We start from the raw sequence: 26,331 nt of genomic DNA, 5'->3' as shown, positions 1-26,331 counted from the left end.
TCGGCGGCTGGATCCCTGGGGCGCAGATTGCCGCGCTCAGCTCTTCATCAGGCTGGCGGCCATCGCCTTGAACGGGCCGATGTTGGCCCCGGCCAGCCGGCGGCGGCGGGATAGGGCGCCGGCGGGGGTGAGGCACTCGGGCGAGAAGGTGACCAGCGAAGGAGGCGGCAGGTTGTCCTGTTCACGCCGCAGCTCGGCAGCCATCGCTTCTGCGGTGGTGAGCACGCTGCCCGCTGCAGCGACGCCGGCCTCTGCTGCTGGCCCTGCGCTGGCTGCAGAGGGTTCCGCGCTGGTGGGTGGAGCCACAGGAGCCGCCGGAGCCACCGTCACAGGGGCCACGGTCACCGGCTCAGCGGTGGCGTTCTTGTCGAAGTCGATGAAGAACGAGCCCTTGCGCTTGAACAGCATGGTGATCCGAAGACGGGACGTTGGCTGTGATTATCCGCCGGCACCTGCAGGGGACCGACGCCGCTTAGGGGAGTGCAACAGAGAGCGGCAGCCCACGCCACTGCTGAAGAGACTGGGGCCTGTGCGGTCTGCCCCCTTGAGCGTTCTGCTGCTGTCGGCCGTGCCGGTGCCGGTGTCCCCCTTCACGGGCCTTGAGGCGTTGCTGGGGGCGCCACCGCTGCTGCCGGCCCAGACCCTCCAGCACTGGCTGCTGGCGCTGGCGCTGCATGGCCTGTTGATCAGCGCTGTCCAGCGGTTCCCCCTGCTCACCCGCTCCGGCTGGGTACACGCGGGTGTGCTCGGCACACTGCTGTGGGGCGCGCTCGGCTGGCGCGGCTGGTTTGCGGTGGTGGGCTATCTGGTGCTGGGCTCCCTGGTGACCCGGCTGGGCTTTCGCCAGAAGCAGCAGCAGGGGCTGGCCGAAGCGCGGGGTGGCCGTCGGGGGCCGGAGAACGTGTGGGGCTCCGCAGCCACCGGGGCCGTGCTCGCCCTGCTCACCACCGTGCCTGGAGCGCCGGTGCCGCTGCTGCTGCTGGGTTTCGGGGCCAGTTTCGCCGCCAAGCTTGCCGACACCTGCGGCAGTGAGATTGGCAAGCGCTGGGGGCGTCACACCGTGTTGATCACCTCCCTGCGGCCGGTACCCGCCGGTACGGAAGGGGCGGTCAGTCTGGAGGGGACGGGTGCCAGCCTGGTGGGCAGCGCGGTGATGGTGCTGGTGCTGAAGTTGCTGGGGTTGCTGGGATCGCTCCCCGCGCTGCTGTTGGTGTTACTGGTGGGGGTGCTGGCCACCCTGCTGGAGAGCTGGATCGGCGCCACCCTGCAGGCGCGGCTCGCCTGGCTGACCAACGAGCTCGTGAACGGAATCCAGACGCTGCTGGCGGCGTTGATCGCCATGGGGCTGGCCTGGGGCGCCGTGGCGCTGGGTCTGGCCGCCTGATTCAGGAGCGCTTGACTCAGGCCTGGGCGAACAGATCCCCCCATTCTCTGCTGAGTTCCTGGCGCAGCCGCGCCGCCAGCCGTTCGAAGCGGCGTTGGGCCACCCGCGCCCGGATCCCCAGCTCTTCGCCCAGCTGGCGCCAGGAGGCCCCATCCAGCACTCGCCCTTCCAGCAATCGCCGCTCGCTGACCTCCAGATCTTGCAGCCGCTGCCTGAGCCAATGCTGCGGTTCCGGCTCGGAGCAGGAGGATTCGCTCAGACGATCGGCGCGGCAGGGATGGGGGGCTTCCCGGGCGCTGAGCTTCTCCACCAGAGGGGTGCTGGAGGCTTCAGCCGTGCCAACCGGCGCATCGAGGCTGGAGCACTGCAGGGCCCAGTGCAGGCTGCAGGCCTCCTGCCACTGGGCGACAGGGCAGCCCAGGGCGGCCGCCAGCTCCGCGTCGCGGAGCGCGGGCTTCTGCTGGTGAAGGCGTTGCTGCTGGAGGGTCTGCCCGCGCTGATGCAGGTCGCGCAGCAGGCGTGAGGCTTTCAACGGCTGTTCGTTGTCGCGCAGGTGGTGCTGCATGGCCCCGCGGATGAAGGGCACGGCGAAGCTGCTGAGGGATGTGCCCTGGGCCGGATCGAAGGCTTCCACCGCGCGGATCAGACCGATCGAGCCCTGTTGCACCAGATCGTCGAACGGCACGGCGGTGTGGGGCCGGAGGCGGTTGGCCACCTGCCGGACCAGGGGCAGGTTGAATTCCACGATCTTGTTGCGATCGCGTGGATGGCCGCTGCGCTGGTATTGCGCCAGCAGCTCGGGATTGCGGCGTTGAAAGATGGTGAGCGTCATGGTGGGGAACCGGAGGTGCCAACGGGAAGTCCTTGGAATCACCTTCTCGCCGGCTGGCCCTTCCCCACCATCCCCACTCCCGGTGATTTCGCCTCCCCCGTAGGGGTGAGATCAAGGAGGTTGCCGCTGGCTCTGGCGGGCAGTCAGGCGGGTGATGAGCAGCTCGCTCAGGCAGGGGTGCGGCTCTGTTGCGGCTCCAGTGAGGCCCAGCGCAACAGGGCCGGCCAGTGTTTCAGACGCTCATAGAGACGCCGGTGTCCGGCGCTGTTGAGGTGCAGCCCGTCGCTGTCGAGCAGCCGCAGCCAGTGCGGATCCTCCAGCAGGCCATCGAGCAGCGGTAGGAACGGCACATCCGCTTCGAGGCAGGCTTCCTCCAGCAGGCCCTCGTAGTGGCGCACGGTGGCCAGGTCGTACCAGAGACAGCCGGCGAAGGGCATCACCGCCTCATCCACTGGGGTGAGGCCGATCACCATCACCGGCGCCAGCTGCCCGGCCTGGTGCAGCAGTTGCTGCAGGCCGAACAGGAACGCCTCCGGGGCCAGTTGGTGGCGCCCATCCGGGCGCCCCACGCGGGCCGTGTCGTTCAGCCCGATGCCCAGCAGGATCCCCTGGGGCCCCTGGCGCCGCAGCTCACCGCGGCAGCGCACTTCCGCCTCCAACCGTGCCGCCAGGCGCTCCAGGCCGTCGCCGCGCACGCCGAGGTTGTAGAGCACGGGCCCGCCAGGGATCTCCATCCAGTGGCGCCGCAGCTGCTCGCACCAGCCGCCCCCATCGGGGTCTCCCCAGCCGTACACCCCGCTGTCGCCCAGCACGATCAGCTTGCGGGGCGGGGGTGAGGCCGCAGTGCCGGGTGCCGGGAGAGTCAGAGACGGTTCAGGAAACGGCTGAGGCGCTGCAGGCCGTCGTCGATGGTGGCTGGAGAGGCTGCACACGAGAGGCGGATGCAGCGGTCGTCGCCGAAGGCCACCCCGGGAACCACCGCCAGCCCCTGGTCCTCCAGCAGCCGGTTGGAGAAGGTCATGGAATCAAGCCCATGGCCGCTGATGTCCGGGAAGGCGTAGAAGGCCCCTTCTGGCTGCTGCAGAGTGAGGCCGGGCAGAGCCATCAGGCCGGCACTCAGCAGCGCCCGGCGCTGGTTGAACTCCTGGGCCATGGCATGAACGCAGTCACGCGGGGCGGTGATCGCCGCCAGCGCGCCGTACTGGGCGAAGGTGCAGACGTTGCTCGTGCTCTGGCTCTGCAGGGCGCTGGCGGCGGCGATCACATCCTTGCGGCCGGCGAGGTAACCCACCCGCCAGCCGGTCATCGCCCAGCCCTTGGCAAAGCCGTTGACGATGAAGATGCGGTCGGCGAGGTCGGGGGCGAGGGCCGCCAGGCTGTGGTGTTCCAGGCCAGGTGCCAACAGGAATTCGTAGATCTCATCGCTCACCACCGCCACCTGCGGATGACGACGCAGCACGGCAGCGAGCTGCTCCAACTCCTGCCGGCTGAGCACCAGACCCGAGGGGTTGGAGGGGCTGTTGATCACCAGCAGCTTGCTGTTGGCCGTGATGGCGGCCTCGAGCTGGTCGGGTTGGAGCCGGAAGCCCTGAGCGGGTGCGGTGGGCAGCACGCGCACCGTGGCGCCGGCCAGGTGCGCCATCTCCGGATAGCTGAGCCAGTAGGGGGCCGGCAGCAGCACCTCGTCGCCGGGGTCGAGCAGCACCTGGAAGAGGTTGTAGAGCGCCTGCTTGCCGCCGTTGGTGACCAGCACCTGATCGGCCGCGGTGGGCACACCGTTTTCCTCGCTCAGCTTCTGGGCCAGGGCTTGCCGCAGCAGGGGTTCGCCGGCGGCGGGTCCATAGCGCGTGGCACCTTCCTCCAGCGCCCGGCTGGCGGCCTGGCGGATGAAGGCGGGCGTTTCGAAATCCGGTTCACCCGCGCTGAGGCTGCAGATGTCATGGCCGTCGGCCCGCAACTCGCGCGCACGGGCGGTGATCGCCAGGGTGAGGGACGGCTGCAGGGCCCGGGCCCGGGCTGAAAGTGCCAACGGGCTGGTCATCAGCGGAGGCGGTGCGATCGGCCGCGACATGGGCGCCGGGGCACTCCAGCGTTGGAATGCCTTCGATAAGGGGATTAGACATCCTGCCTGACGTAGTGGCCGCTTGGCTTCGTCCCCGCGCAGGTTGTCATCAGCGGCCCCTGGACCCGTTCCATAGGATTCCTTTCACGCTGGGCTGAGGCGGGGATGGAACCGAGCGAACCCCTGCCCGGAGTTGTGGTGCAACCCAGCCTGTTCGGCGGCAGGGCGGTGGATGCCGGAGGGCAGGCGTCCGGCGGGATGCCGTTGGTTGAGGCCGTGATCGCCAGCGCCCCCCGTCATGCAGCCGCTGAGCCCCCCGATCCAACGGCGGCCCTGGCCGCTCTGCACGGCGCCTGCGAAGCCTGCCGCCGTTGCGGGTTGGCCCTGGGACGGCAGCAGGTGGTGGTGAGCCGCGGCAATCCGGCCGCCTCGCTGATGGTGATCGGCGAGGGTCCCGGCGCCCAGGAAGATGCCAGCGGCTCGCCCTTCGTGGGCCGCGCCGGCCAGTTGCTCGATCAGATGTTTGCCAGCGTGGCGATCGACACCCGCCAGGACGCCTACATCTGCAACGTGGTGAAGTGCCGCCCACCCGAGAACCGCAAGCCGACGCCGGAGGAAATGGCCGCCTGCCTGCCCTGGCTGCTGGAGCAGATCGAGCTTGTGCAGCCCAAGGTGCTGGTACTGGCCGGTGCCACGGCGATGGAGGGGGTGCTGGGCCTGAAGGGGGGGATCACCAAGCTGCGCGGCCAGTGGCGGCAGTGGCGGGGGCTGTGGTGCCTGCCGATCTTTCATCCTTCCTATCTGCTGCGCAACCCATCGCGCGAGCGCGGCACCCCCAAATGGCTCACCTGGCAGGACCTCCAGGACGTGCGCCGCCGTCTCAATCAGCTGGAGGCAGGCTCTCCCTATCTGGATGCAGACGGGGCCTCAGCTGGGGCGACCCCCGCGATCACACCAGCGACCACTCCGGTAGCGGACATCTCCGCCGACTGAGCACGCCGCTTGCACGCCTGTCTGTGGCAGTGTTGGGGCCAGTTCCCCGGCTTCCAGCTCCGATGACCGGCACCGTGGCCCGGCCCCAGACCGCCCCGGCAGGTCTGCCCACTGACTGGGCCAGCAACCCGCGCTACGACACCGTGATCCGCCGCCGCAAGACCCGCAGCGTGCGGGTGGGCGATGTGTGGGTGGGCAGCGACCACCCGGTGGTGGTGCAGTCGATGATCAACGAGGACACCCTCGACATCGCGGGTGCCACCGCCGGCATCCGTCGCCTCCATGAAGCCGGCTGCGAGATCGTGCGGCTCACGGTGCCGAGCCTGGCCCACGCCAAGGCGGTGGGAGAGATCCGCAAGCGCCTCGAAGACAGCTACCGCCCCGTGCCGCTGGTGGCTGACGTGCACCACAACGGTATGAAGATCGCCCTTGAGGTGGCCCAGCACGTCGACAAGGTGCGCATCAACCCCGGGTTGTATGTGTTCGACAAACCCGACCCCAACCGCACGGAGTTCACCCCAGAGGAGGTGACCGCGATCGGTGAGCGCATCCAGGCCACGCTTGAACCGCTGGTGAGCCTGCTGAAAGAGCAGGACAAGGGCCTGCGCATCGGCGTGAATCACGGCTCCCTGGCGGAGCGGATGTTGTTCACCTACGGCGACACCCCGCTGGGGATGGTGGAGAGCGCAATGGAGTTCATCCACATCTGCGACCGCCTCGACTTCCACAACATCGTGGTGTCGATGAAAGCTTCGCGGGCGCCGGTGATGCTGGCGGCCTACCGGATGATGGCCGACCGCATGGACGCCGAAGGCTTCCACTACCCGCTGCATCTGGGCGTCACCGAGGCGGGTGACGGCGACTACGGCCGCATCAAGAGCACGGCCGGCATCGCCACCCTGCTGGCCGAGGGCCTGGGGGACACGATCAGGGTGTCCCTCACCGAGGCCCCAGAGAAGGAGATCCCAGTCTGCTACTCGATCCTGCAGGCGCTGGGCCTGCGCAAGACGATGGTGGAGTACGTGGCCTGCCCCAGCTGCGGCCGCACCCTGTTCAACCTGGAGGAGGTGCTGCACGTGGTGCGCAACGCCACCGCCCACCTCACCGGCCTCGACATCGCCGTAATGGGCTGCATCGTCAACGGCCCCGGCGAGATGGCCGACGCCGACTACGGCTACGTGGGCAAAACCCCCGGCACCATCTCCCTCTACCGCGGCCGTGAAGAGATCCGCCGCGTGCCGGAGGCGGAGGGTGTGGAAGCGCTGATCGCTCTGATCAAGGAGGACGGCCGCTGGGTCGACCCCTGAGGCCTTGGCCGCCTGACGCCACGCTGCCAGTCACATTCGGAAGCCCCTGGATCCCTGACCCACCCTGTCCTGTGCCCCCTGGCACGGGCTAGTTTGAACACAGCACAAACGCTCACGAGGCCGAGAGCATGTCCAGGGGTAGCACCAGCATTCTCGTCCTGGCTGGGCTCGGCGCCTGTGCGGCCGCAGCCGTGGTGGGTGGCGAATGGCTGATGGCCCCCAGTGCTGCCTCCCTGATCACCGACAGCCCCAAGGAGGTGATGGATCAGGCCTGGCAGATCGTCTTCCGCGATTATCTCGACACCACCGGCAAATACACCCCGGAGCAGTGGCGCAAGCTGCGCCGCGATCTCCTCGCCAAAACCTACGGCAATACCAAAGAGAGCTACGAGGCCATCCGGGGCATGCTCGGCACCCTCGATGATCCCTACACCCGCTTCATGGATCCGCGGGAGTTCAAGGAGATGCAGATCGACACCTCGGGGGAACTCTCCGGTGTCGGTATCCAGCTGAGCCTCGACAAGGACACCAAGGAACTGGTGGTGGTGTCCCCGATTGACGGCTCCCCAGCTTCGCGGGCCGGCGTGATGCCGAAGGACGTGATCATCTCGATCGACGGCAAGAGCACCAAGGGGATGAGCACGGAAGACGCGGTGAAGCTGATCCGCGGCCAGGCTGGCACCAAGGTGACCCTGCAGGTGCGGCGCAAGAATCAGGTGCTCGAGATGCCGCTCACCCGCGATCGCATCGAGCTGCACGCGGTGGAACATCAGGTGAACACCACCCCTGATGGCTTCAAGGTGGGCTACATCCGCCTCAAGCAGTTCAACGCCAATGCCTCCAAGGACATGCGTGCCGCACTGCGCGACCTGGAAAGCAAGGGGGTGCAGGGGTACGTGCTGGATCTGCGCAGCAACCCCGGTGGCCTGCTGGTGGCGAGCATCGAGATCGCCCGCCAGTGGCTCGATGAAGGCATCATCGTGTCCACCAAAACCCGCGACGGCATCCAGGACGTGCGGCGCGCCAACGGGCGGGCACTCACCAAGGCTCCTCTGGTGATCCTGGTGAATGAGGGTTCCGCCAGTGCCAGCGAAATCCTCTCCGGTGCCCTGCAGGACAACAAGCGAGGGGTGCTGGTGGGTCAGAAGACCTTCGGCAAGGGATTGGTGCAGTCAGTGCGGGGGCTCTCCGATGGCTCCGGCATGACCGTGACCATCGCCAAATACCTCACCCCCAGCGGCCGCGACATCCACAAGCACGGCATCAAACCCGATGTGCAGGTGAAGCTGAGCGAACAGGAGGCCCGATCACTCAAGCTTGAAGAGATCGGCACCCGCAACGATCCTCAGTACCGGGTGGCTGAAAACACCTTGGTGAAGCAACTGCGCACGGTGGGCAAGGCGCCCGGCAAGCCCTACAACCCCTCAAGTGCCAACCTGCCGGCTGCTCTCGGACCCACTAACTGATCAGGGGTTATCCCTTGAGCTCGCCATCCTTCTAAGGGCACTATTTTCGGGGCACATGTCACGGGCAAGCATTTGCACACCCCTTTTACGGGGCAAGGTGTATAGGGAAAGTCTTTAGTTGCAATGTTTATGGGTAAGTCTTAGGTGGCAACGTTTATTGGGCAAGTCTTGCGGAGCAGCGGCTTAAGACCAACTTGTGTGCGCCCTTAGCGCGCACCGATAAATCCATGGAAGAAAGCCCTGCTGCGGGGATTCCCGCAACAGGGCTTTTGCTTTCTCTGAGGCCGGTAAGCGCTGTGGATCGGAGCTTCAGGCCACCGGCTGCATGAGGCCGCCGCCGGGGTTGGAGTCGTCATCGTCGTTGTTCTGGTTTTCGTCCTGGAACAGGGCGAACAAACCCAGAGCGATCACGCTGATCAGGGCCGAAACAAGGCCCACACCGCTCTGCAGCCCTGCCGAAACCCCACCGGAAGCAACGAATTCGCCCATTTAGCCCAAACCTTTCCGGAACTGTAACGAAGTTTTGCGGGGATGAGGGTGAAGAGAATCGGAAGCTTGTCGGGGGGTGGCCAAGCAACACGTCCCCCCCCTCAAACCACCAACACCGCCGCATTCCTGGCGGCTGCCTGGTCCTGGCGCTGGGCGTCGGTGAGGCCATCAGCGGCGGGGATCTGGCCGGCCATGGCGGTGAGCCACTCCATCAGGGTGTCGAGCTGCTTCTCGGCGGGGAGCACGCTGAGGCCGCGGGCCAGCACTTTTGCGGTGCTGCCGGCGCCGCCCTGATACACCAACCGGCCGTGCAGGTGCTGGGGCAGGCCCTGGCGCAGCAGCCGGAAGGCGGGCTCCTCCATCGGGGTTTCCAGCACGATGTTGGGCTTTTCGGGCTTGAGGCGTGAGAAGCCGCAGCGTTTGGCCAGCAGTTTGAGTTCCATCAACTGCAGCAGGCTCTGCACCGGCGCCGGCAGGGCCCCGTAGCGATCCACCCAGTCGGCAGCCAGCTGGAGCAGTTCGCTCTTGGCGGTGCAGCCGGCAGCAGCCCGGTAGGCGGCCATCTTTTCGTCCGCTTCGGTGATCCAGTCGGCGGGGATGAAGGCGGTGATCGGCAGATCGATCTGGGTGTCTTCCACCACGGGGATGTCCTGGCCCTGGATCTCCGCCAGGCTTTCCTGCAGCATCTCCATATAGAGGTCGAAGCCGATCGCTTCGAGCTGGCCGCTCTGCTCCACCCCCAGCAGGTTGCCCACGCCGCGGATCTCCATGTCGCGCATCGCCAGCTGGTAGCCGCTGCCCAGTTGCGCGAACTCCTGGATCGCCCGCAGCCGCTGCCGTGCCGCCTCACTGAGGGCGCCATCACCGGGATAGAACAACCAGGCATGGGCCTGGATGCCGCTGCGGCCCACCCGGCCGCGCAGTTGATAGAGCTGGGCGAGGCCGAATCTGTGGGCGTCTTCCACCAGAATCGTGTTCACCCGTGGGATATCCAGGCCGCTTTCGATGATCGTGGTGCAGAGCATCACATCGGCTTCGCCGGCATTGAAGGCCACCATCGCGCTCTCCAGTTCCCCTTCGGCCATCTGGCCGTGGGCCACCAGCAACTTCAGGCCCGGCAGCATCTCGCGCAACTGGCCCGCCACCTCCTCGATTCCCTCCACCCGCGGCACCACGTAGAACACCTGGCCGCCACGATCCAGTTCCTGGCGGATGGCGCTGCGCACCGCCTCATCGTCGCGGGCGGCCAGGTGGGTCTTGATCGGGCGGCGCAGCGGTGGCGGCGTGGTGATCAGGCTCATCTCCCGGACCCCCGACAGGCTCATGTAGAGCGTGCGTGGAATCGGCGTGGCGGAAAGCGTCAGCACGTCGACGTCTTTTCGCAGCGCCTTGATCTTCTCTTTCTGGTTCACACCGAAGCGCTGCTCCTCATCCACCACCAGCAGCCCCAGTTGCTTGAAGCTGGTGCCCTTGCCCAGCAGCTGGTGGGTGCCCACCACGATGTCGATCGTGCCGGCGGCCAGCCCTTCCTGAATCGCCTTGCGCTCCAGCGTTGTGCGGAAGCGATTGAGCAGCGCCACCTTGAGCGGGTAGGGCGCAAAGCGTTCGCTCAAGGTGCGCCAGTGCTGCTGGGCCAGCACCGTGGTGGGGGCCAGCAGCGCCGCCTGGCGTCCGGCGGTCACCGCCTTGAACAACGCCCGGATCGCCACCTCGGTCTTGCCGAAGCCCACATCGCCGCACACCAGCCGGTCCATCGGCTTGGCGGTCTCCATGTCGCGTTTCACTTCCGCGATCGCCTTCAGCTGATCCGGCGTGGGCTCATAGGGGAAGGAATCCTCCAGCTCGCTTTGCCACGGGCCATCGGGCGGAAACACGATGCCGGGGGCCTGATGGCGCTCTGCGTACAGCTTCACCAGGTCGAGCGCCACCTTGCGCACCGCCTTGAGCGCTCTTTCCTTGGCCCGCGCCCAGGCCACGCCCCCCATGCGGTTGAGCTCCGGCGGCGTGTCGGTGCTGGCGCGGTAGCGGCCCAGGCTGCCCAGCTGGTCGGCGGCCACGCGCAGGGTGCCGTCGGCGTACTGCACCACCAGGTAATCGCGGCTTTCGCCGCTGATCGCCAGCTTCTCCAGCTTCAGGAAGCGGCCGATGCCGTGATTGCGGTGCACCACGAAATCGCCGGGTTGCATCTTGCCCGGATCCACCGTGCGGCTGGCCGCCTTGCGGCGCCGCCGCACATAGCCGCTGGCGGCCAGGCTGTGCTGGCCGAAGAACTCCCGGTCGGTGAGCAGCACCAGCTTCCAGGCCGGCAGTTGCAGCCCTTCCAGCTCGGCGGTGCCCTTGAGCTTGAGCGCCACAGGTGTGTTCTGCTCCACCAACCGCTCGATCGCCGGGAAGTCGTGCGGGTTGGGCACGAAGCGGGCGATGCAGTCGTGCTCCTCCAGCAGCGCCACCGCCCGTGACGGCTGGGCCGAAAGCAGCCACACCTTCGCCTTTTCCTGTTGGTAGCCCTTCACCAGCGCCGCCAGGCGGCCGAAGGCGTTCGGATGGGCCGGCACCGGACGGCTGGAGAGATCGAAGGCGTTGGGGTGGCGGTCGGTTTCCGCCAGTTCAGCCAGATCGAAACCGGCGAACGCCTCGACATCCTCAAGGGCCTGCTCGGGCGGCCGGTGCAGCAGGGCGGGCAGTAGCACCGGCTGGCCGCAGGCTGCCGCCAGCTCCGCCTGCACCTCGCCGTGGTGGCTGTCGGCGTGATCGAACCACTGCTGGCCGTGGGCGCGACAATGGCGCCGCTCATCCACCGCAATCAACGTCCTGGCGGGCAGGTAATCGAGCAGGGAGGCGGGCCGCGCCCAGGCCAGACCCATCAGCCGCCGCATCCCCTCGGGCGTGCCGCCCTCCAGCAGCTGATCGAGCGCTTCCGGCTGCAACAGCCCCTCGAGCCCCACCGGCATCGTTTCCCGCAGGGCATCCGCCACCAGCGGGCCGTAGCCACTGGGGGTGAGCCGCACCGCCTCGGTGGCATCGAGCGAACGCTGGGTGGCGGGGTCGAATTCCTTGAGCTTCTCCAGCTCCTCGCCGAAGAACTCCAGCCGCACCGGCAGCTCGGCGCTCACCGGAAACACGTCGACGATGTCGCCGCGGCGGCTCCAGCTGCCCTCCTGCTCGATCGTGGGCACCCGCTCGTAGCCGAGGCGGCTGAGGGTGTCGGCCAGCTGCTCCAGGTCCACCGTGTCGCCCTTGCGCAGGCACAGGCAGCGGGCGGCCAGGGCCGCGGGCGGCGGCAGGTGGGGTTGCAGGGCCCGCTCGGTGGCCACCACGGCCCCCTGCCACGGGTGGCTGTTGCCGTCGGCGCTTCCCGCATCCACCAGCTCGGCGAGTACCTGCAGTTGCCCCCAGGTGATCTCGGTGGTGGGATCGAAGGGTTCGTAGGGCGAGCCCTCACTGGTGGGATAAAGCTGGGCCGTGGGCCAGCCCATCAGTTCCAGCAGCGCCGCCCAGCGGCCCGCCTCTTCCAGCGTGGGCACGATCACCAGCAGAGGCGTCTGCCGCTGCCGGGCCAGGGCACTGGCGATCAGGGCACGGCCGGCCCGGGAGGCGCCCCGCAGGCTCAGCCGTTCTTGGCGCTCGATCCGTTGCAGCACCTCACCGGTGAGGGGCACCTGCTCGAGCTGGCGCACCAGGGCGGTGAGGGGCATTGGGTCGTGAGGCGCAGGGATCCCGATCCTGGCAGTTGCACTCCTGCCGCTGCTTTGCTGGTGCAGATCGACCATCATGAAGGTCACGTTGATCTCTGGGAGTGAGCCGGCACCATCCCCCGCGTGGATCGGGCGCTCCCGTGCTGCCGCTGACGCTGTTGGCCGCTGGTCTGCTGCTGGCGGGCCTGGCGGTGGCGCCTCCCGAGCGCAGGGGCGAAACCCTCGGCGCACTGGAAGCGCTGCCGTTTCAGGTGTCGGACACGCTGTTCGCCCGGCCCCCGGCCCCCCTGCGGCCGGGCGATGTGGCCGTTGATGCCTTCATGGCCGGCGATCTGATGGCGCGGCTGGAGCAGGCCGATGTCGACTGGCAGCCGCAGGCCGAGGTGCTGCCTGACGGCGGTGTGCGTTACCGCTACCGCCGCCGCGAGGGAGACCCCAAGCTCTCGATCGAGCAGATCCGCGCGCTGATGCTCGATCCGCCGCGCTTCGAGCGCGAGCGACAGGCGATCCGCGATCTGCTCGATCAGCTGCAGCGGGTGGGGGTACGGGTGGTGCTGGGCCCGCCCCGCAAGGCCGGCGCCGCCGGTGAGTGGGACCCTGCCGCCCGCACCATCCGCATCAAGCCGGAGGTGGTGGACCAGGGCAGCGCCACCTTTGCTCTGGTGCTGAACCATGAGGCCATCCATGTGGCGCAGAGCTGCCGCCGCGGGGGGGTGTCGGCCCCGCCCAAGCAGCTTGGGCTCTCCATTACCGCCAGGCCCCAGGCCCAGGGGCAGCTCAACGACCCGATCTACGCCAATCTCTCGCCCCTGGAGCGCCAGCTCGAGCAGGAGGCCTATGCCAACCAGGACCAGCTGGAGAAGGGGGCCGGCCTGATCAGCCAGGAATGCCGCCCACCGGTGGGTTGGTCAACTGCCTGGCCCAGCTGAGCGGCCGGCAGCGGTTCCACTGAGCTTGGGGCAGCGGACTCTGGATTCAGTCGGAAGGGATCCGCACTGCAGCGGGGCACCCACCGCAATGGCGCTCTGGCTCCTGCCAAGCAGGGAGTATCGCCGGGAACGGGAGCTGAGGCGCCGCCTGATGGTCCGGCTCCAGCCGAAGGCGATGCCTGCGCCCAGGACCGGCAAGGGGGCCGGCACGGGAACGGTGTTCAAGGTGAAGCCCGTGCAACCGAGCCCATCCGCAGGAGAGTTCTCCCGCTGGCGACCCGCCAGGCGAGAGAGCCTGATGACAAGCGCTTTGTCATCTCCAGCGCCGGCCTCCGCTCGCTGTATCTCTGGAATCCAGAGCCCGCAGCACCGCGGGGCCGCGGCGTGCCCGTGCCTATCGACGGACCGGGTTAGGCGTTCATGCTCTGGTGGCCAGTTGATCTTCCAGCAGCATGTTGAACTGCAGCAGCTGCTGATCATTGAGCTGCTGGCGGCTGTTGAGCTGAAAATGCCGCTCCAGGAAGACGCGCCCCTCTGCCGCTCCCCACTGCAGCTGGCCGAGTAGCTGGTCGCTCTGATCCAGCAGGTCGCGGCGACGCAGGGGTGTGGCGGCTTGCTCCGGCCTGCTGCCGGGTGCCAGTTGCTGCAGGGCATTCAGATAGCCCATCAGATCCAGGTAGCGCACCAGGCGGCTGCGGCTCGGATGGTTGAAGGCCCGCGCCAGGTACGCCGCTTCTTCCTCCCGGCCCCATCCCAGTCGCTTGAGTTCCAGCTCTACCTGCGCCAGTTCATCGCTCCAGTCTTCGGGATCGGCTGTGACCTCCGGCTCCGATGGGGGAAGGCCCTGGGGCGTGGGCGCCGCAGAGGCATGGGCTGGCGCTGCTGGTGTGGCCGGCGAGGCGCAAGCCTGATCGGGTGCCGGGGACGCCTCCATGGGCACAGGAGCCTGGGCGGGTGGCGCTGGAAGCGGAGCGTGTGAAACCACAGGCATCACTGCCGCCTGCGCCGGCACACCCACACGGCTCAGCGCCAACAGCGGCTGCTCTGCCTCAACCGCGCTGATGGCTGGCTTCTGGGGTGGCGCTTTCGCCGCACCCACCGGCTCCGGCCTGGCGAGGGCAGCGGCGCCGCTTGGGGACCATCGCCTCTGCAGGCGCTCGATGGCGCGGTCTTCCGCCAGTTCCGCCGTGGCGGCCTCGCCCAGAGCGCTGCCGATCAGGGCGCCCTGGTCCCAGGCGCTCACCTTCACCACCCGCTGTCCGGGTTCGGCGTGCACCAGTTCCGCCTGCAGCTGCATCCCGGCTCGGGCTTGGTTTGGCTTTCCTAGAGTGACCGATTCGCGCGCCGCCACTGCCTATGGAAGCGGAGTCGATCGAGTCACTCACACCGCTGCTGCAATCGGCAGACCAGTGGGGGGAGATTCTGCTGCTGCTTCCCCTGCTGGTGGCGATGGAGGCCGTGCTCTCCGCGGACAACGCCATCGCCCTGGCCGCCATCGCGCGTCACCTCGACGATCCGGCCCGCCAGCGCCGCGCCCTCAACCTCGGCCTGCTGCTGGCCTTGGTGTTCCGGATGGCCCTGATCGTGGCGGCCCGCTGGGTGCTGGTCTTCTGGCCGCTGCAGTTGCTGGCGGCGGTCTACCTGCTCTGGCTGTGCATCACCAACCTGGCCGGATCCAGCGAGGCCGGCGGTGAAGCGGCAGGCGCTGCAGCCATCAGCCACGTGGAACCGGCGGTCCAGCGGCTCCACGGTCAGACCCTGGGCTCCGTGGTGGCCACGCTGGCGGTCACCGATCTGGCCTTCTCGCTCGATAGCGTCGCGGCGGCGGTGGCGGTCAGCGACCGGCTCTGGCTGGTGATGACCGGCGGCGTGATCGGTGTGGTGGCCCTGCGCCTCACGGCCGGTCTGTTCATCCGCTGGTTGGAGGAGTATCGGCATCTGGAGCGGGCCGGCTATCTGGCCGTGGGTCTGGTGGGCGTGCGCCTGCTGCTGCGCCTGGCCCTGCCCCAGATCGTTCCCCCCGAATGGGCGCTGCTGCTGGTGGTGGCCTGCCTGTTCGTCTGGGGGTTCTCGCAGCGCAGTGAGCAGCAGACCGGGGAGGTCAGCCCCTGACGCCCCTGCACGTGGATCTGCGCCAGGCCGGCACCGAGCGGTTGCTGGAACGCTTTGAGGTGGCCCACCTGGGCGAGGTGCCCCAGCCGGGCCGTTGGATCGAGCGGGGTGAGCGTTCGTTTCTGGTGCTGCAACGCCACCACCGCTACCAGCTCCGCAACGGACGCTACGAGCTCACCGAGGTGGCGCTGCAGGTCAAACCACAACGGCAACCGGCGGATGCCACCTGGTGGAACAACCACTGGGTGATCGGCGACCCCAGCTGCCGCTTCAATGCCCGCTCCCCGCTGCTGCGCTGCGCCGTCTTGCCTGAAGGCCCCTGCGAGCGCTGCCTGCATCGTGCGCCTGTCTGAGCCGCTTCATGGGAGCACAGTCAGCGGGATGAAGCGCTGCACCACTGCCATGTAAAGCGGGATCCCCACGACGATGTTGAAGGGGAAGGTGACACCCAGGGCGCTGGAGATATACAGGCTTGGGTTTGCTTCCGGCACGGTCATCCGCATGGCAGCGGGAACGGCGATGTAGGAGGCGCTGGCGCACAGCACCATGAACAGCAGCGCATTTCCCTGCGGCAGGCCCAGCCAACGGGACAGCAGCAGGCCCACCGCAGCATTGAAGAGCGGCATCAGCACGGCGAAGGCGATCAGGTAGCTGCCGGCACGCCGCAGATCGCCGAGCCGCTGTGCCGCCACGATGCCCATGTCGAGCAGAAAGAAGCTGAGGGCGCCGTAAAACAGCTTGCCGGTGAAGGGCTCCATTGTTTCCACCCCCAAGGGGCTGAAGGCCGCCACCAGCAGGCCGATCACCAGACTGCCGATCAACAGCAGCACCGAACTGTTCAGGAAGGCTTCATGCAGCAAGCTGCCCCAGGCCACGCCCGTGCCGATGCCGCCGGCGTGGCGTTGATGACTGGTGAGTTTCACCAACAGCAACCCCACGATGATGGCCGGTGATTCCATCAGCGCCAGGGCCGCCACCATGAAGCCGTCATGGGGGATGTCAGACACCACCAGAAAAGTTTCGGCGGTGATGAAGGTGACGGCACTGATCGAGCCGTAGGTGGCGGCCACAGCGGCCGCATTGGAGGCGTCGAACTGCCGCCTGAGCACCAGGAAGCTGTAGAGCGGCACCACGGCCGACATCACCACAGCGGCGGCGATCGTGGCGATCACCTGCACGCCCAGGCCGCTGTGTTGCAGCTCCACCCCTCCTTTGAAGCCGATCGCCAGCAGCAGATAGAGCGAGAAGAGCTTGGGCAGGGGGGCGGGAATCTCCAGATCCGATCGCACCAGCACCGCAATCACCCCGAGAGCGAAGAAAAGAACCGGCGGAGAGAGCAGATTCTGCAGAATCAGACCGGTCTGCATCGAGGTTCCCGTGATCGATCAATGGCGCACCGGCAGGCTACAGGTCTGGGCCTGGGCGCTGGGATCCTGGCGACCGGGGATGGTGGGGGATCAAATTGTGAGCGCCGTAATCGTGAGCGAAGGGACAGCGAGTGCCGGAAAAGCGAGCGCTGGGTTCAACCCTTCACACCATCGCCGCTGGAGCTGGGAAGGATATAACGTTGAAGCGCAATGAACAGCACCAAAACTGGCAGGATCGACACCACTGAACCCGCAGCCACAAGCCGCCAGTCGAGGGAGAAGCTGCTGGCAAGCTGCTGCAATCCGAGCGGCAGTGTGTAGAGATTCGGATCATCGAGGATGATCAAGGGCCAGAGAAAATCACTCCAGGTGCCGATGAACACGAACATCGCCAGGGTGATCAGATCGGCCCGGGCCGCGGGAATCATCACGTTCCACCATTCACCCAGCGGCGTGCAGCCGTCGATGCGGGCGGCTTCTTCCAGCTCCACGGGCACTCCGATGAAGCTTTGCCGCAGCAGAAAGATGCCGAAGGCGGTGGCGGCCTGGGGAATGATCAAGGCCAGCAGGGTGTTGCGCAGGCCCAGCTGCACCATCAACAGGTAGAGCGGAATCATCACCACCTGGAACGGAATCAGGATCGTGGCCACCACCAGCGCCAGCACCAGGCCACGGCCGGCGAAGCGCATCCGCGCCAGCGGGTAGGCCGCCAGGGAACAGAACAGCAGGTTGCCCACCACTGCCAGCAGGCTCACCACCGTGCTGTTGAACAGGTAAAGGCCCAGCGGATGTTCAGCGAACAGGCGCCCATAGGCCGCCAGGCTGGGCTGCGCTGGAAACAACGACGGCGGCGAGGCGAAGATGTCTTCGGCCGGACCCTTCAAGGACGTGCTGACCAGCCACAGCAGCGGCACCAGCACCATCAGGGCCACCAGCAGCAGCAGCCCCAGCTGCAGGGCAGGCAGCCACGGGGTCCGCTGGGGCTGCAGCCTGAGGGGAGAGCGGCTCACAGGCGGGGGCGTTCCGCCACCGGCAGCGGTGCGCGCTGGGGGTGAAGAGGCAGCCGTTCGGTGCCCTGCACCAGCCGGTTGAGCGCGTGGATGAAGGCCTGGGCGGCAGCCACCACGATGTCGGTGTCGGCGGCGTGGCCGGAATAGAGCACCCCTTGGTGGCGCAGCCGGATGGTGACCTCCCCCATCGCATCGATGCCCTCGGTGACCGACTTGACGCTGAACTCCACCAGCTCGTTGGGCACGCGTGCCAGCGCATTGAGCGCCTGGCAGACCGCGTCCACCGGGCCTGTGCCGATGGCGGCGCCGGTGAGCTCGGCGCCATCGGCCGTCACCAGGGTGACCGTGGCGGTGGGCTGCAGGTTGGTGCCGGTGCTCACCTGCACCAGCTTCAGCGTGTACTGGGCGTCAGGCTGCTGGGCCTGCTCGCTGACGATCGCCTCAAGATCCCGGTCGGTGATCTCGCGCTTGCGGTCGGCCAGCTCCTTGAAGCGGGCGAAGGCGTCGTCGAGGTCTTCGCGCTCGAGGCCGTAGCCGAGCTCCTCCAGCCGGGCGCGGAAGGCACTGCGGCCGCTCAGTTTGCCGAGCGACAGCCGGGTGCTGCTCAGACCGATCGTGCGGGCGTCGATGATTTCGTAGGTGAGGCGGTTCTTGAGAACACCGTCCTGGTGGATGCCGGATTCGTGCGCGAAGGCGTTGGCCCCCACGATCGCCTTGTTGGGTTGCACCGCCATGCCGGTGAGGTTGGACACCAGCCGGGAGGTCTTGGCGATCTCCTCGGTGCGCACGCCGGTGAGCGGCTCGGTGCTGGCGGGGTCCTGGCCGAGGAAGGGGTTGAAGTAGGCGCGGCGCACATGCAGCGCCATCACCAGTTCCTCGAGTGAAGCATTGCCGGCCCGTTCACCGATGCCGTTGATCGTGCATTCGAGCTGGCGGGCGCCGTTCTTGACCGCCTCAAGGAAATTGGCCACGGCCAGCCCCAGGTCGTTGTGGCCGTGCACAGAGATCACCGCCTGAGCGATGTTGGGAACGTGGCGATCAATGCCGGCGATCAGGGCACCGAATTCCGCCGGAGTGGCATAGCCCACGGTGTCGGGGATGTTGATCGTGGTGGCCCCGGCGGCGATGGCGGCTTCGATCACTTCGTAGAGGAACTCCGGGTCGCTGCGGCCGGCGTCTTCGCAGGAGAACTCCACGTCCTCCACCAGGGAGCGGGCATAGGCCACCATCTCGGCGGCGATGTCCACGACCTCGGGCCGGCTCTTGCGCAGCTTGTGCTCCAGGTGGATGTCGCTGGTGGCGATGAAGGTGTGGATGCGCCGCCGCGCCGCCGGCGCCACCGCATCCGCGCAGGCCTTGATGTCGCCGCGCGTGGCCCGGGCAAGCCCGCAGATCACCGGGCCGTCGGCGGTGCCGACGGTTTCGGCGATGCGGTGCACGGCGTTGAAATCGCCCGTGCTGGCGAAGGGGAAGCCCGCTTCGATGATGTCGACCCGTAGGCGCGCCAGCTGCTGGGCGATGGCCACCTTTTCCTCGAGGTTGAGGCTGGCCCCCGGCGATTGCTCACCATCCCGCAGGGTGGTGTCAAAAATCAGAACCCGGCCGGGATCCTTGGCCATGGCCGCTGCAGGTCGAAGTGAGTACGTGTTAGGGGGGATCCTAGACCGAGGGTCCGATCACCACTTCCCGAGGTGAGGGCTCAAGGGAGGCAGCGTCCGGGCGGATCACCTGGTGGCGCACCGGTTCCGATCGCGGAGAAGCCTCCGGGATGCTGCGCTGGAACACCGGTGCCTGGACGGCTTCCATCTTCTCGAGCTGGGGCTTGAGCTTGCCCAGGTCGATGAAGCGATCCACCGCATTGCGCAGCTCGCGCGGCACCATGCCATCGGCGTTGATCAAGGTGATCTTCAGGCCTTGGGCGCGGAGCATCTCCACCAGCCGTTCAAGGTCGCGGCTTCCGCTCATCAGCCACAGCTCATCGGTGCGGTGGGCCACGGCCATCAGGTCGAGGCAGATCTCCACATCAAGGTTGGCGCGCGCGAACTGCCGCTGGTCGGGGTCGGTGCCGAACTCCCGCAGCGGTTTGGTTCGCACGGTGAAGCCCAGGCTGGTGAGTGCGTCCCGGAAGGGGCGTTGGTCAGTGGGATCCTTCAGCCCCGTGTACCAGAAGGCGCTGCCAAGATCCGTGACGCCTTCCGCGGCCAGCTCCAGCAGGCGGCGTGGATCGAAGAACCAGCCGAGCTTCTGCTGGGCGTAGAACATGCCGTGCCCGTCAACTGCCAGACAGCGACGCATCACTCGTTTCGTTAAACAAAAACTGTAGAGACCGCCCTCTGCCAGCTGTGCCCCCGCCGACCCCGACCGCGCCGCTGACCATTTTCATGGCGAAGCTCGTGGCGGAGGGCGTCGTGGTGGAACCGTCCCCGTACACTCCCGTGAACGGCTGGAATGGCAATGGCCACAGGCGAACTGGCCCTGGTCCTCCATGCCCATCTCCCATACGTCCGCAGCAGCCAGCCCGGCTCGCTGGAGGAAGACTGGTTCTTCCAGGCACTGCTGGAGAGCTACCTGCCGCTGCTCGAGTTGCTCGAAGCTGCCTCTGAGGATCCCGCCCAGGCGCCCCGTCTCACCCTCGGCCTTTCCCCCACGCTTCTCTCGCTGCTGAGCGCGCCTGACCTGCAGGCCCGTTTCCCCGCCTGGCTTGATCAACGCCTGGCGTTGTTGCCATTGGCGCTGCCCCCGCATCTGGAGGCGGCCGAGGCTCTGGAGGCCCAGCTCACCCACACCCGCCAGCAGTGGCAGGCCTGCGGCGGTGATCTGCTGGCTCGTTTCCAGCGGCTCTGGCAGCTGGGGGTGGTCGACCTGCTCACCTGTGCCGCCACCCACGGCTACCTGCCGCTGCTGCGGGCCACCCCCGAGGCGGTGCGAGCCCAGCTGCTCACCGCTATCCGGGAACATGAGCGGCTGCTGGGCGCACGCCCGCAGGGGATCTGGCTGCCGGAGTGCGCCTACTTCGAAGGGCTCGATCAGCAGCTGGTGGCCTGCGGTCTGCGCTACGCGGTGCTCGATGCCCATGGGCTGCTGCACGCCCTGCCCCGTCCGCGCTATGGCGTGTATGCCCCGATCTGTTCGCCCGCCGGGGTGGCCTTCTTCGCCCGTGATGGGGCCTCCACCCTGCCGGTGTGGTCGGCCTCGGAGGGATACCCAGGCGATGGCGCCTACCGGGAATTCCACCGGGATCTGGGCTGGGATCTCTCCAGCGAGGCCCTCACCGCGGTGGGAATCGAGACCCCCCGGCCGCTCGGTCTCAAGCTGCACCGGGTGTCAGCCAGGGGCACGCCACTGGAGCGGAAGCTGCCCTACCTGCCGGGGCCGGCCGAGCAGCGGGCCGATGAGCACGCCGCCACCTATCTGCGCGGGCGCGCCGGGGAGCTTGACCATCTGAGCAGCGCCATGGACCGGCCACCGCTGCTGGTGGCGCCGTTCGATGCGGAGCTGTTCGGCCACTGGTGGTACGAGGGGCCCCGCTTCCTGGCCCAGCTTTTCCTGCAGGCGCCTGCCCTCGGCATCGGTTTCACCACCCTGCGCGATGTGCTGCGCCGCGGAGACGGGCTGCAGATCTGCCGCCCCTCCCCCTCCAGCTGGGGCCAGGGGGGGTACCACCACTACTGGCTCAACGAAAGCAATGCCTGGGTGGTGCCCGAGTGGAACCGGGCCTCGGCGGCCATGGTGGAGCGGGTGAACCGGGGGGTGGGCAGTGCCTCCCAGCTCCAGCGCCTCAACCAGGCGGGCCGTGAGCTGCTGCTGGCCCAGTCCTCCGACTGGAGCTTCATTCTCAGGGCCGGCACCACCACCGAACTGGCGAAGGAGCGGATCCGCACGCACCTGGATCGCTTCTGGCGCCTGCTGGCGGCGATCGACAGCGGCAACGATCCCCCCGGTGGCTGGCTGGCGGCGGTGGAACGGGAAGATCCGCTGTTCCCGCTCATCAACGCCGCCGACTGGGCCACACGGCCGCCGCGTTAGCCCGGCCGACGGCCCGAGGCTCGCAGAACACAGCCGACACCCCTCACCGCCGCCCGAGGGCTAGCGCTCGCAGCTCAGAGGCCAGAACGCACAGCCCGCAGCCCACTGACCAGGGCCCACAACCCGTGCTCGAATCAGAGCGGAGCCGTTCCGCTCTGCGTGGAGTTTGGCCATGTTTCAGCATCTGCTCGTTCCCACCGACGGCTCCCGGCTTTCGCTGGCCGCCGCTGCTGCCGCCTGCCGTTTCGCCCGTGAGGCCGGAGCCCGCCTCACCGTCCTCAACGTGCGGGCCAATGCGCCGCTTGGGCTCACCTACGGCGCCGGTGAATGGATCCAGCCCAGCACCCTGCAGGAAATCGAGGACGTGGGCAGGGAGGCTTCCCAGCGGGCCCTGGCGGAGGTGATGAGCCTCGCCGCAGAGGAAGGCGTGGAGGCGGCGAGCGAAAGCGTGGTCAACGACTCGCCGTCGGAGGCGATCCTGGCGGCGGCGGACCGCCACGGCTGTGACCTGATCTTCATGGCCTCGCATGGGCGGCGCGGCCTCACCGGGCTGCTGATCGGCAGTCAGACGCAGCGCGTGCTCGCCCAGGCCAAGCAGCCAGTGCTGGTGTTCCGCTGATCCCGTCAGGGTCAGCCCAAAGTCTCGGCTCGGGAGTGTCAGCCCAGCAGTTTCAGCCCGCCAGCGCCCGCCAGGCCAGGGCCAGCTCCTTGCCCTGCGGCAGCATCAGGCCGAGCCGAACATCGCTGGGGGCCTGCCCGAACAGGCCCAGCATCGCCTGCACCAGCTGCGGCACGGTGAGGGTGTTGGCCAGAAAACCGGTCCACTGCGGCTGGGGCAGATGGAAGAAGGTGTCGAAGAAGTGGCAGAGCTCCGCGTGCGAGAAGCGCATCAGCTTTTCGAGCCCGAAACGGTAGATCGCCTGCTTGCGCACCAGCTCGGCAGACCAGAGCGTCTGCCAGGCCTGCTGCGCCACTTCGCGTGAGGAGGTGGTGTGGTTGGCCAGGCCGGCGGCAATCGCGGCCGCCAGGCAGGGGGCGCGGCGCAGCAGCCCCCCCACCATGTAGCCCGAGGCGGGGTGCACCATGCTGGCGGCCCCACCGAAACCCACCACCTGCTGGGTCAGATCCGGCAGCGGCAGAGTCATCGGGAACAGGCAACGCTCCGTTTCCCGCACCTGCTCCACCCTGATGCCCCGGTGGGCCAGCCGTTGGTGCAGACGCCGCTCCAGCAGGTCGAACGAGAGCGGCGGGGCGAGGGCGAGGGAGGTTTCCTCCACGAAGAACTCCCCCTGCCCCAGGTCCATCGCGTAGAGGAAGGTGGGCGGCTCCAGCCGCTCCTCTGCCTTGAGGTGATCGTTGCGGTAATCCATCAGCACGAACTGCCCTTCCGCCACAGGGTCGGCGGAGAAGCGGCCCACGAGGCCGAAGGCGGCCTGCTGGGCGACCGGGCCGCGCTCGGGGCGGCGGACGAACACCGGCGCATGGCCACTGGCATCCACCACCAGCCGGGCCGTCAGGCTGGTGCCCTCGGCGGTGGTGACCGCCGAGCTGTGGGACTCATGGCGGATGGCCGTCGCCTGGCCGCGATGCCAGCGGAGTTGTCCGGCGCAGGCCTCGAGCCAGTGCCGCTGCAGCCGCTGGCGATCGAAGAGGCCGTAGTCGTGATGCAGGGCCAGGGGGCCCGCCCCGAAATCGGCCACGCAATCCGACCAGCGATGCCCGAGCAGATCGCCGAGGCCGAGGGCATCGAGTTCCCGGCCCCAGATGCCATAGGTGTTCTGCCAGGGGCTGAGCGGATCGGTGGCGACCAGGGCCTCCACCTCCAGCCCCTGGCGGCACAGTTCGGCGCCGATGGCCAGAGCGGCCGGGCCGGAGCCGATCAGCAGGACGTCGGCGCTCAGCTGTCTCCCTCGCCGGTCAGTTCCGCGGCTTCATCGGTGCGTTCCATGGGTTCGCCGGTGGGCGCCACGCTTTCGGCGGTGAGGGCCAGGGTGTCGCTGACAGGCTCCAGCGTTTCGCTGCCGTCGTCTTCGGCGGCAGGCGGCACCAGCACCACTTCCGTGAGCCGGTCGCCGGCATCGAGCCGCTGCAGCTTCACCCCCGTGGCGGCGCGGGACTGCTGCGGAATGGCGTCGGAGGGCATCCGCACGATCACCCCCTTTTCGCTGACCAGCATCAGCTCTTCGCCGGAGCCGAGCACCTTGAGGCCCACGAGTACATCACCATCGCGACGGAACTTGATCGCGCGCAGCCCCAGACCGGCGCGCCGCTGCAGGCGGAACTGGTTCACCGGGACCCGCTTGCCCAGGCCACTGGCGGAGGCCACCAGCACCCAGGGTCCTTCGCTCACCGCCACTTCGGCGTCGGCATCCCCATCGGCTTCGTCGCCGTCCTCCTCCGCGCTGCTGCTGGCGATGCGGTCGGCCAGCTCGGCCGGCAGCACATCCATGCTCACCAGTTCGTCGCCGGCGCGCAGTGCCATCGCCCGCACGCCGCGGGCGGTGCGGCCCAGCGGACGCAGTTCCCCGTCGGTGAGGCGGAAGTGGATCGTCATGCCCCTGAGCGAGCCGATCAGCACGCTGTCGCCCGGCAGGGCCAGACGCACCCAGCGCAGGGCGTCGCCTTCCTCCAGCCCGATCGCGATCAAGCCATTGGATCGGATGTTGGCGAAGGCCGAAAGACGGGTGCGCTTGATATAGCCGCCGCTGGTGAGCATCAGCAGCTGCACGTTGTCTTCGAAGGCGCTGACCGCGAGCAGCGTGGTGATCTGCTCTTCCCGTGGAATCGGCAGCAACTGCACCACGGGGGTTCCCTTGGCAGCGCGGCTGCCCACCGGGATGCGATAGGCGGGCACGGCATACACCACGCCCCGGTCGCTGAACAGCAGCAGGGTGTCATGGTCGTTGCAACTGATGAACAGCCGCACCGCTTCTTCTCCCTGACTGCGGGTGCCGGCCTTGCCACGGGTGCCGCGGCTGGTGGCCTCGAATTCGCTCACCGGCATGCGCTTGAGGTAGCCGTTCTCGGTGAGTAACACCACCGAGCGCTCATTGGCGATCAGGTCGATGTCCTCGAGGCCGCCTTCGAGATCGAGGATCTCGGTGCGACGGGGGGAGTCGTAGCGGGCACGGATCTTGCCGATCTCCTCCCGGATCAGGCCCAGCACCCGTTCACGCCGGCCAAGGATGTCCTTGTAGTCGGTGATCTTGGCCACCAGATCCTCGTGCTCGAGCCGGATCTTGTCGGCTTCCAGCGCGGTGAGCCGGCGCAGCTGCATCTGCAGGATGGCGTCCGCCTGGATCTCGCTGAGGCCGTGGCGCTCCTGCAGCTGTTGCCGTGCTGTGGCGGTGTCGGCGGCGGCGCGGATCAGGGCGATGATCGGATCGAGCTGCTCGAGCGCCAGCAGCAGGCCCAGTAGGATGTGGTCGCGCTCTTCGGCCTTGCGCAGCAGATAACGGGTGCGCCGCTCGATCGTTTCGATGCGGAAATCGAGGAACACCTGCAGCATCCGCCGCAGGGTGAGCAGGATCGGCTCCCCATTCACCAGCGCCAGCATGTGAGCGGAGAAATTGCACTGCAGCGGCGTGAGCTTGAACAGGTTGTTCAACACCACCTGCGGATAGGCATCACGCCGCAGTTCGATCACGATGCGCATGCCATCGCGATCGCTTTCGTCGCGGATGTCGGAGATTCCTTCGAGCTTCTTGTCGTTCACCATCTCGGCGATGCGCTCGATCATCGCCGCCTTGTTGGTTTGATAAGGAAGCTCAGTGATGATCACCGCATCCCGATCTGGCCGACCGGGGACTTCAAGTGTTTCGATCGCCGCGACACCGCGCATGGTGATCGATCCTCGGCCTGTGAGATAGGTTTCACGGATTCCGCTGCGGCCGAGAATCTGGCCGCCGGTGGGGAAATCCGGGCCGGGAATGATCGCCATCAGCGAGCGATCGTCCACCTCGGGATTGTCGATCAGGGCCAGCAGCCCATCGATCAATTCCGTGAGGTTGTGGGGCGGAATGTTGGTGGCCATGCCCACCGCGATCCCTGAGGACCCATTGAGCAGCAGATGAGGAACCCGCGCCGGCATCACGGTGGGTTCCTGCTGTGATCCATCGAAGTTGTCGATGAAATCGACCGTTTCCGCCTCGATGTCCTCCAGCAGGCTGTCAGTGGTGAGGGCCTGCAGCCGCGATTCCGTGTACCGCATGGCCGCCGGTGGGTCGTTGTCGACCGAACCGAAGTTGCCGTGCCCATCAATCAGGGGCATGCGCATGGAGAAGTCCTGGGCCATGCGCACCAGGGCGTCGTACACGGCGGTGTCGCCGTGGGGGTGGTATTTGCCGAGCACTTCGCCCACCACACGGGCGCATTTCCGGTAAGGCCTGTCGCTGGTGAGGCCGAGTTCGTACATCGCATAGAGAATGCGTCGATGCACCGGCTTGAGGCCATCGCGGGCATCGGGCAACGCCCGACCCACGATCACGCTCATCGCATACTCCAGATAGGAGCGCGACATTTCGTTTCGCAGGTCGGTTTGGATGATCCGCCCGTCGGACTCGCCGGGTCCTGTTGGGTCCGCCATCTCTCACCACTTATCCGTGAGCCACTTTAATCGAGGCCCAGCCGCCTTGTTCGGTTCCGGTTTCCAACGCCCTC

General features: G+C 67.6%; 22 protein-coding genes. 9 read left to right on the top strand and 13 right to left on the bottom strand.

Translation table 11 applies throughout. The annotated features are described in order from the left end of the window. Positions 1–36: 36 nt before the first annotated feature. Positions 37–408, bottom strand: a complete 372-nt coding sequence (locus tag KBZ19_RS03980) for a hypothetical protein (protein WP_255099839.1) — start codon at positions 406–408, stop codon at positions 37–39. A 199-nt stretch (positions 409–607) separates the two neighbouring features. Between KBZ19_RS03980 and KBZ19_RS03975 the strand changes: the two genes are divergently transcribed. After that, the gene (locus tag KBZ19_RS03975) at positions 608–1,384 is read left to right on the top strand and encodes a DUF92 domain-containing protein (protein WP_399220097.1); all 777 of its coding nucleotides are present in this window, start codon (positions 608–610) and stop codon (positions 1,382–1,384) included. 16 nt (positions 1,385–1,400) lie between these two features. On the opposite strand, the gene KBZ19_RS03970 is transcribed toward KBZ19_RS03975, so the two are convergent. The 3 genes from KBZ19_RS03970 to KBZ19_RS03960 form a co-directional block, all read right to left on the bottom strand. Further along, positions 1,401–2,216 (bottom strand): sigma-70 family RNA polymerase sigma factor, encoded by an 816-nt coding sequence (locus KBZ19_RS03970; protein ID WP_094510245.1) that lies wholly within the window; start codon positions 2,214–2,216, stop codon positions 1,401–1,403. A 167-nt stretch (positions 2,217–2,383) separates the two neighbouring features. Next, positions 2,384–3,028 (bottom strand): GDSL-type esterase/lipase family protein, encoded by a 645-nt coding sequence (locus tag KBZ19_RS03965; RefSeq protein ID WP_233132693.1) that lies wholly within the window; start codon positions 3,026–3,028, stop codon positions 2,384–2,386. Between the two features lie 50 nt (positions 3,029–3,078). Beyond that, positions 3,079–4,257, bottom strand: a complete 1,179-nt coding sequence (locus tag KBZ19_RS03960) for a pyridoxal phosphate-dependent aminotransferase (protein WP_094510246.1) — start codon at positions 4,255–4,257, stop codon at positions 3,079–3,081. A 279-nt stretch (positions 4,258–4,536) separates the two neighbouring features. On the opposite strand from KBZ19_RS03960, the gene KBZ19_RS03955 reads away from it, so the two are divergent. The 3 genes from KBZ19_RS03955 to KBZ19_RS03945 all read left to right on the top strand — a co-directional run bounded on the left by KBZ19_RS03955 (position 4,537) and on the right by KBZ19_RS03945 (position 8,044). Continuing rightward, positions 4,537–5,271, top strand: a complete 735-nt coding sequence (locus tag KBZ19_RS03955) for a uracil-DNA glycosylase family protein (protein ID WP_399220096.1) — start codon at positions 4,537–4,539, stop codon at positions 5,269–5,271. A gap of 62 nt (positions 5,272–5,333) precedes the next feature. Continuing rightward, a complete protein-coding gene (gene ispG, locus KBZ19_RS03950; RefSeq protein ID WP_255099837.1) occupies positions 5,334–6,578 on the top strand; it encodes a (E)-4-hydroxy-3-methylbut-2-enyl-diphosphate synthase in 1,245 nt (414 codons plus the stop codon). A gap of 128 nt (positions 6,579–6,706) precedes the next feature. Further along, complete coding sequence (locus tag KBZ19_RS03945; protein WP_255099836.1) at positions 6,707–8,044, top strand: S41 family peptidase; 1,338 nt, start codon at positions 6,707–6,709, stop codon at positions 8,042–8,044. A 309-nt stretch (positions 8,045–8,353) separates the two neighbouring features. Here the strand turns inward: KBZ19_RS03945 and KBZ19_RS03940 are convergent, their stop codons facing one another. Together KBZ19_RS03940 and mfd are read right to left on the bottom strand one after the other, a co-directional pair. After that, positions 8,354–8,533 (bottom strand): hypothetical protein, encoded by a 180-nt coding sequence (locus KBZ19_RS03940; RefSeq protein WP_094510249.1) that lies wholly within the window; start codon positions 8,531–8,533, stop codon positions 8,354–8,356. 101 nt (positions 8,534–8,634) lie between these two features. Next, on the bottom strand, positions 8,635–12,228 hold the full coding sequence (gene mfd / locus KBZ19_RS03935; protein WP_094510250.1) for a transcription-repair coupling factor: 3,594 nt from the start codon (positions 12,226–12,228) through the stop codon (positions 8,635–8,637). Positions 12,229–12,368: 140 nt separating this feature from the next. On the opposite strand from mfd, the gene KBZ19_RS03930 reads away from it, so the two are divergent. After that, positions 12,369–13,157, top strand: coding sequence for a hypothetical protein (locus tag KBZ19_RS03930; RefSeq protein WP_094510251.1), 789 nt, complete (start codon positions 12,369–12,371; stop codon positions 13,155–13,157). A gap of 418 nt (positions 13,158–13,575) precedes the next feature. On the opposite strand, the gene KBZ19_RS03925 is transcribed toward KBZ19_RS03930, so the two are convergent. Further along, positions 13,576–14,454 (bottom strand): hypothetical protein, encoded by an 879-nt coding sequence (locus KBZ19_RS03925; RefSeq protein WP_255099835.1) that lies wholly within the window; start codon positions 14,452–14,454, stop codon positions 13,576–13,578. A gap of 59 nt (positions 14,455–14,513) precedes the next feature. Here KBZ19_RS03925 and KBZ19_RS03920 point away from each other — a divergent pair, with 59 nt between their 5' ends. Together KBZ19_RS03920 and KBZ19_RS03915 are read left to right on the top strand one after the other, a co-directional pair. Further along, the gene (locus tag KBZ19_RS03920; RefSeq protein WP_094510253.1) at positions 14,514–15,269 is read left to right on the top strand and encodes a TerC family protein; all 756 of its coding nucleotides are present in this window, start codon (positions 14,514–14,516) and stop codon (positions 15,267–15,269) included. 5 nt (positions 15,270–15,274) lie between these two features. Next, positions 15,275–15,622, top strand: a complete 348-nt coding sequence (locus KBZ19_RS03915) for a DUF6464 family protein (protein WP_094510254.1) — start codon at positions 15,275–15,277, stop codon at positions 15,620–15,622. Positions 15,623–15,628: 6 nt separating this feature from the next. Here KBZ19_RS03915 and KBZ19_RS03910 read toward each other — a convergent pair whose 3' ends face one another. The 4 genes from KBZ19_RS03910 to KBZ19_RS03895 all read right to left on the bottom strand — a co-directional run bounded on the left by KBZ19_RS03910 (position 15,629) and on the right by KBZ19_RS03895 (position 19,941). Further along, positions 15,629–16,636 (bottom strand): sodium-dependent bicarbonate transport family permease, encoded by a 1,008-nt coding sequence (locus KBZ19_RS03910; RefSeq protein WP_255099834.1) that lies wholly within the window; start codon positions 16,634–16,636, stop codon positions 15,629–15,631. Between the two features lie 155 nt (positions 16,637–16,791). Continuing rightward, positions 16,792–17,646, bottom strand: coding sequence for a carbohydrate ABC transporter permease (locus KBZ19_RS03905; protein WP_255099833.1), 855 nt, complete (start codon positions 17,644–17,646; stop codon positions 16,792–16,794). Next, positions 17,643–19,265: a 2-isopropylmalate synthase gene (locus KBZ19_RS03900; protein WP_255099832.1), complete on the bottom strand. Its 1,623-nt coding sequence runs from the start codon at positions 19,263–19,265 to the stop codon at positions 17,643–17,645. The genes KBZ19_RS03905 and KBZ19_RS03900 overlap by 4 nt, the downstream gene beginning before the upstream one ends. A gap of 40 nt (positions 19,266–19,305) precedes the next feature. Then, positions 19,306–19,941, bottom strand: coding sequence for an NYN domain-containing protein (locus KBZ19_RS03895; protein ID WP_094510257.1), 636 nt, complete (start codon positions 19,939–19,941; stop codon positions 19,306–19,308). A gap of 159 nt (positions 19,942–20,100) precedes the next feature. Here KBZ19_RS03895 and KBZ19_RS03890 point away from each other — a divergent pair, with 159 nt between their 5' ends. Next, on the top strand, positions 20,101–21,672 hold the full coding sequence (locus tag KBZ19_RS03890) for a 1,4-alpha-glucan branching protein domain-containing protein (RefSeq protein WP_255100048.1): 1,572 nt from the start codon (positions 20,101–20,103) through the stop codon (positions 21,670–21,672). Between the two features lie 172 nt (positions 21,673–21,844). Continuing rightward, positions 21,845–22,291: a universal stress protein gene (locus KBZ19_RS03885; protein WP_094510259.1), complete on the top strand. Its 447-nt coding sequence runs from the start codon at positions 21,845–21,847 to the stop codon at positions 22,289–22,291. Between the two features lie 52 nt (positions 22,292–22,343). On the opposite strand, the gene crtL is transcribed toward KBZ19_RS03885, so the two are convergent. Together crtL and gyrA are read right to left on the bottom strand one after the other, a co-directional pair. Beyond that, positions 22,344–23,573, bottom strand: a complete 1,230-nt coding sequence (crtL, locus tag KBZ19_RS03880; RefSeq protein WP_255100047.1) for a lycopene beta cyclase — start codon at positions 23,571–23,573, stop codon at positions 22,344–22,346. Then, positions 23,570–26,257 (bottom strand): DNA gyrase subunit A, encoded by a 2,688-nt coding sequence (gene gyrA, locus KBZ19_RS03875; protein ID WP_255099831.1) that lies wholly within the window; start codon positions 26,255–26,257, stop codon positions 23,570–23,572. Before gyrA ends, crtL begins: the two co-directional genes overlap by 4 nt. Between the last annotated feature and the right edge of the window lie 74 nt (positions 26,258–26,331).

It is taken from the genome of Synechococcus sp. L2F, from assembly GCF_024345695.1.
Taxonomy (GTDB): Bacteria; Cyanobacteriota; Cyanobacteriia; order PCC-6307; family Cyanobiaceae; genus MW101C3.
This window is presented reverse-complemented; position numbering and strand designations above follow the sequence as displayed.